Consider the following 5357-nt stretch of genomic DNA (forward strand, 5'->3'; position numbering starts at 1 on the left):
CCCCCCCCCCCCCCCCCCCCCCCCACTCCCTGCGGGGGCGGGGGGGGGGGTGTCTGCGCGCCCCGGCCGCCCCGCCCGGGCCGCGCCCCCGCGCCCCCAACAACCCCCCTCCACAACGGGCGCCTAAAACCCGCCGGAGCGAAGCGGAGGCCAAAAATACAGCCAAAAATTCAGCCCTTCACATAGCGGTCCAGCCATTCAAGCGCAATCACCCGCCCAACCTGAGCACCCGTATTGAGAACCTCCGCATCAAACCCATGGTCAAGATACGGCAGCTCAACATACCGATGCGCAACCCCCGCCCCCCTCAACTCATCCGCGAATCCCCTTGTCCGCGAAGCGAACACCAGATGATCCCCCCGCCCCTGAAACAGCAGAGTAGGCGGACCATCCGGCGTAATCTGCGCCCCGGAGTCGGTCGCAACATACCGCTCCGGATACGTCCCCACCGGCCCACCCAAATACCGCCGAGAAAGCGATTCCCCCTCAGCCGTATCCCCCGCAGACCCACTCAAATCCACCGCCGGATACACAGCAACCACCGCCCGCACCTTCGGCACCTCCCCAGCAGTCCCACAACTAGGCCGCAACCGCCCCGCATTAGCCTTGAACGCCACATTGACAGCAAGATTGCCCCCCGCCGACCCCCCGAACGTCGCAACCCGATCCGGATCCCACCGGTACTTCCGGGCATGCCCCACCGCCCAGGTCAACGCGCAACCGACATCGGCATCCTCGGTATCCCAGCGCGGATGATCCACATCCGACAGCCGGTAATCCACATCGAGAACCGCGTACCCCTGCTCGGCGAGCCAGTGATTGTAGGGACTCGGCCCCCTGCTACCACCCACGAATCCCCCGCCGTGAATGCTCACCACCAGCGGCGCCGGATCCGCCCGCCCGGCGGGCAAATACAGATCCGCCCGCAACGCCGCACCGTCGACGGTCGCGTAAGTAACCGTCTCGTTCGGCGACTTACCGGCCGTAACCAGCGGAATCGGCGCGAACAGCACCCACCTGCCGGTCGCCGCGTGCGCCGACAACGCCAGCCCGACAGCGGTGACCAGGCACATCACCATCCCCACGGCCGTCATCGCGGTGATCGTCCCGGACGGCCACGTCCCCCGCAGCCGGACGGCCAGCAGCGCGGCGAGCACCGCGGCGCCGGCGAGCACGACGTTCCACGACCCGAGCCAGTCGCGGAACCAGCCCAGACCCAGCACGAAGACCTGCGCGAACCCCACCCGCAGCAGCGGGCGCGTCCACGGCACCGGCAGCAGGGCGAACAGCTGTGCGAGCAGCGTGTAGAGACCCAGCAGGACCGCGACGGACAACAACAGGCCGCGCACCGGCGTCCACCACCGCCGCCGCGGCCGCGGCCCCTCCGCCGTTCCCTCACTTGCGGCCTCCGCCTCGCCTCGCAGCACGATCCCCGATGCTACGGAGCGGGTCGGCCGCACGCCGCGCAACCGTCTGTTATGTCCGGTTACCGACCCGGACAACGGGTACGCCCATAACATCCGGTCTGCTGCGAGACATGTTGCGACAGGCCGCGTTTTGATTACGAACCGAACACTTTCCGGAGGCAAACATGATCATGGAGATCTAGGATGAACGTCTCATAACCACACCACCTGAGGGGGTGGAGCCATGCGGAACATGATCAGGCATCTGTTCCTGGCGATCACGATCGCGGCGCTCGCCGCGATCACATCCGGTACGGCGGCGGCGGTGAGGGTGGCACCGCAGCTCTCGCCCGTGCAATCCATTACACCGGCCGACGGCGCGGTCGTCGGCATCGCGCATCCGGTCACCGTGCGTTTCGCCGCACCGGTCGCCGATCGAGCACGCGCCGAGCACGCGGTTCGGGTCGGCAGCCTGGACGGCTCGTTCACATGGAACGGTGACAGCGAGCTGGTCTGGCATCCCGCCGGATTCCTGCCCGCGAACACCCCGCTGACGGTCACCGTCGGCAACGCCCGCACGGACTTCCGTACCGGCGGCGGCACCACCGCCGACGCCGACATGTCCGCGCACACCTTCACCGTGTACGTACCCGGTCAACCGCCGCGGGTGATGCCCGCGTCGATGGGCAAGCCCGGTCACGAGACACCCGTCGGCACGTTCCCGGTGATGGAGAAGTTCCGGAGTATCACCTTCGACTCCCGCACCATCGGAATCCCGCTCAGCGATCCGGACGGCTACCTGCTCAAAGGTGAGTTCGCGGAGCGGCTGACCTGGGGCGGCGTCTTCGTCCACTCGGCGCCGTGGTCGGTGGACTCGCAGGGCAATTCCAATGTCAGCCACGGCTGCATCAACCTGCCGCCCGACGACGCCCAGTGGTATTACAACACTGTCGCCGTGGGCGACCCGGTGACGGTGCACTGGTAATCGACCGGCCGCCGGATGCCCTGGCCCGCCCGGGTCACGGCATCCGAGGCCAGGCCTTGGCGGCCAGCGCCTCGGCCGCGCGGCAGGCGTCATCGATGTTCCCGTTCGCGGGGCGCACCAGCAGAGTAGTGTTCTCCACCAACGCTTTCGGCGCCGGATAGTCCAGTTGGAACAACTGGTTGCCGGGCCACGACGGCCAGGTCCAGCCCTCCAGGACGGCGACGCAGGACGTCCCTACGGTCGTGACCCGGTGTATGAGGGTGTCGCGGCCAGCGATCGTCGTGCGCGTATAAGCGGGGCCCAGCGCGCGCGGTGGCGACACGTCGAGATGGGTCAGCAACAGGACCTCGGCGGTCCGGCCGTCCTCGGCGGTGGATCGCCACGCGCATTCGTGTGCCGCCCGGCGGCCCGGCCGCTGTGACCGCCCGCCGGGGAACTCGACGGCAGTGGTGACGTCGGCCTCGGTCAGTGCGCCGCACAGGTCGCCGTGGCCTTGCGATTGCGGCGGGAAATCCAGTGTGCCGACGACTCCGGTGTGCAGCACGGTCAGCAGCGACCGGGTAGCGCGCTCGGCGGCGGCGCACGGGTCGACGCGGTCGCCGGCGGGGCGGTCGGCGTGGGACCGGATCGAGAACGAGGTGTCCGCCGAATACACCACACGCGCGCACTCACCGCGCTGCGGCGCGCGCTGCACGGCCACCTTCCAGTCGCCCTCGGCGCGCACGGTGTATTCGTCGTCGCGTTCGAATTCGTTGCCCGTGCCGCGCTGGAGCTTGGTCACCACCACGGTCAGCAGCCGCGGGCTGTCGGGCAGGTCGATCGACGCCTCGCAGGTGTCGAAGTTGTGCGGCTTGATCTGGATGCGCGGCCGGCCGGTCTTGTCGCGCTCGGCCAGGTCGCCGTACATCTCGGCGCTCAGGTAACCGCACGGATCCCAGTCGAAGTTGTCGCCGTCGATGTCGTGGCCCGCCCCGACCGGCTGCGCGCGGCCCGCCGTCGTACCGCCGAGCGAGGCCCCCGCCACGCCGCCGGCGACCGCGAGCACGATCGCCACGGTGACGAGCGCCGCGCGGCGCAACCACCCGCGACGAGATTGCTGCAAGGTCATCGGCTCCCCCTCGGATCACACCGGCGCGCAAGGACTTTCGCCCTCATTCCACCGGAGGATACCGCCCTTCCGACCGCGCCGCGCGGGCTATTCCGCGCGCCCGGACTCCGCCGCTCGCACCACGTGCCGCATGAGCAAGGCCGTGGTCACCGGCCCGACGCCACCCGGCACCGGACTCAGCGCACCGGCTCGGCCCCGCACCGACGCCGCGTCCACATCGCCCACGATGCCGCCGTCCGGGCCTTCGTTGGTGCCGACGTCGATCACCACCGCGCCCTCGCGCACGTGCTCGCCGGTGATCAGGCCCGCGCGGCCGACGGCCGCGACCACGATGTCCGCGGCGGAGGTGATCGACGGCAGGTCCACCGTGCGCGAATGGCATACGGTCACGGTCGCGTTCTCGGCCAGCAGCAACTGCGCCAGCGGTTTACCGACCACGTTCGAGCGGCCCACGACCGCGACGTGCCGGCCGGCGAGCGGAATCTCGTGGTGCTTGGCCAGTTCGACGACCGCCTCGGCCGTGGCCGGGGGGAAGGTCGGCAGACCGGCCGCGAGCAGGCCCAGCGACAGCGGGCTCACCCCGTCGACGTCCTTGGCCGCGGCGATGGCGGAGCTGACGTCGTCCAGGGCCACCCCGGCGGGCAGCGGCGTCTGCAGCATGACCGCGTCGACGGCCGGATCGCCGCTCAGCTTCGTCAGTTCGGCCCGGATCGCGTCCGCGGTGGCGTCGGCGCCGAGATCGACGGTGTCGCAGGCGATTCCGAGGCGGTCCGCGGCGCGGCGCAGGGACCCCACATACCAGCCGCTGGCCGGATCGTCGTTGGCCACCACCAGCACCAGCCGCGGCGCACTCCCGCGCTCGGTGAGCGCGGCGGCGCGCTGCTTGGTGTCGGCGTTGAGTGCGGCGGCGAGTTCCTTGCCGGTCAGCGAAGTCGTGTCCACGAATGCCCACCTTAACGGTCGGCGGACCGAGCCCCGCAGCGGCAGTTCCGCGCGTCCCCGCTTTCCTCGCTCATACCGGGTGAGGCCATGCCGACCACTCACAACCCACGGCGAGTTGGCGCCCTCGCCGAGGTAGGTGAGCCGCCGCCCGGCCGGCGCGCCCACTCCTCCGTGCCCGATAACGTTGTCCGCCTTGAGGACCGGGTGGGCGGCGCATGCGCGACAGTGCTCTTGCGCGGGGGGCGCGGCGGCCATAGAGTGACTCACAGACAACTACCGTTGTGCTTACGATATACCGTACGACAGTGCCCTCCCATCGGCCCGGCCACGGGCGCGGGACTCGGCTCCGGCGCACGGCGATACGAGGAGGGGCACGTGAGCGGCCGACTCACCGGCAAAGTCGCATTCATCACCGGCGCGGCGCGAGGGCAGGGGCGGGCGCACGCCGTGCGCCTGGCGAGCGAGGGCGCCGACATCATCGCCATCGACGTGGCGGGGCCGCTGCCCCCGTCGGTGCCCTACGATTCCGCGACACCCGACGACCTCGCCGAGACGGTGCGGCTGGTCGAGCAGACCGGCCGCCGCATCCTCGCCGCCGCCGTCGACACCCGCGACCTGGACGGCCTGCGCAAGGTGGTGGACGACGGCGTCGCGACGCTGGGCCGGCTCGACACCATCGTGGCCAACGCCGGCATCTGCGTCCCCGAGCCCTGGGACGCCATCACCCCCGACTCGTTCCGGGATGTCATGGACATCAACGTGACCGGGACCTGGAACACCGTGGTCGCGGGCGCCCGGCACATCATCGACGGCGGCCCCGGCGGCTCGATAATACAGATAAGCTCGGGCGCGGGCATAAATATTCAAACGGTAATGGTTAACTACACGGCCAGCAAGAACCCCCAAACCCGCAAGG

Annotated in this window: 5 protein-coding genes; 2 read left to right on the forward strand and 3 right to left on the reverse strand. The window is 69.9% G+C overall.

Translation table 11 applies throughout. From position 1 onward, the window contains the following. Positions 1-170: 170 nt before the first annotated feature. Positions 171-1349 carry an alpha/beta hydrolase fold domain-containing protein gene (locus QH470_RS32995; RefSeq protein WP_280276295.1) on the reverse strand — a complete coding sequence of 393 codons (1179 nt, stop codon included), beginning with the start codon at positions 1347-1349 and terminating at the stop codon, positions 171-173. Between the two features lie 301 nt (positions 1350-1650). On the opposite strand from QH470_RS32995, the gene QH470_RS33000 reads away from it, so the two are divergent. Then, on the forward strand, positions 1651-2391 hold the full coding sequence (locus QH470_RS33000; RefSeq protein ID WP_280276296.1) for a L,D-transpeptidase: 741 nt from the start codon (positions 1651-1653) through the stop codon (positions 2389-2391). 34 nt (positions 2392-2425) lie between these two features. On the opposite strand, the gene QH470_RS33005 is transcribed toward QH470_RS33000, so the two are convergent. After that, entirely contained in the window at positions 2426-3499 is a 1074-nt protein-coding gene (locus QH470_RS33005; protein ID WP_280276297.1) for a hypothetical protein, read from the reverse strand. An 87-nt stretch (positions 3500-3586) separates the two neighbouring features. Then, positions 3587-4441 (reverse strand): bifunctional 5,10-methylenetetrahydrofolate dehydrogenase/5,10-methenyltetrahydrofolate cyclohydrolase, encoded by an 855-nt coding sequence (locus QH470_RS33010; RefSeq protein ID WP_280276298.1) that lies wholly within the window; start codon positions 4439-4441, stop codon positions 3587-3589. Positions 4442-4816: 375 nt separating this feature from the next. Between QH470_RS33010 and QH470_RS33015 the strand changes: the two genes are divergently transcribed. Then, on the forward strand, positions 4817-5357 hold a 541-nt coding region (locus QH470_RS33015), incomplete at its 3' end, for an SDR family NAD(P)-dependent oxidoreductase (protein ID WP_280276299.1).

The organism is Nocardia wallacei, from assembly GCF_029868745.1.
Taxonomy (GTDB): domain Bacteria; phylum Actinomycetota; class Actinomycetes; order Mycobacteriales; family Mycobacteriaceae; genus Nocardia; species Nocardia wallacei_B.

Coding starts and splice junctions, on each gene's coding strand:
- QH470_RS33000 (WP_280276296.1), top strand. CDS start 1,651: ATGCGGAACATGATCAGGCATCTGTTCCTGGCGATCACGATCGCGGCG.
- QH470_RS33005 (WP_280276297.1), bottom strand. CDS start 3,499: ATGACCTTGCAGCAATCTCGTCGCGGGTGGTTGCGCCGCGCGGCGCTC.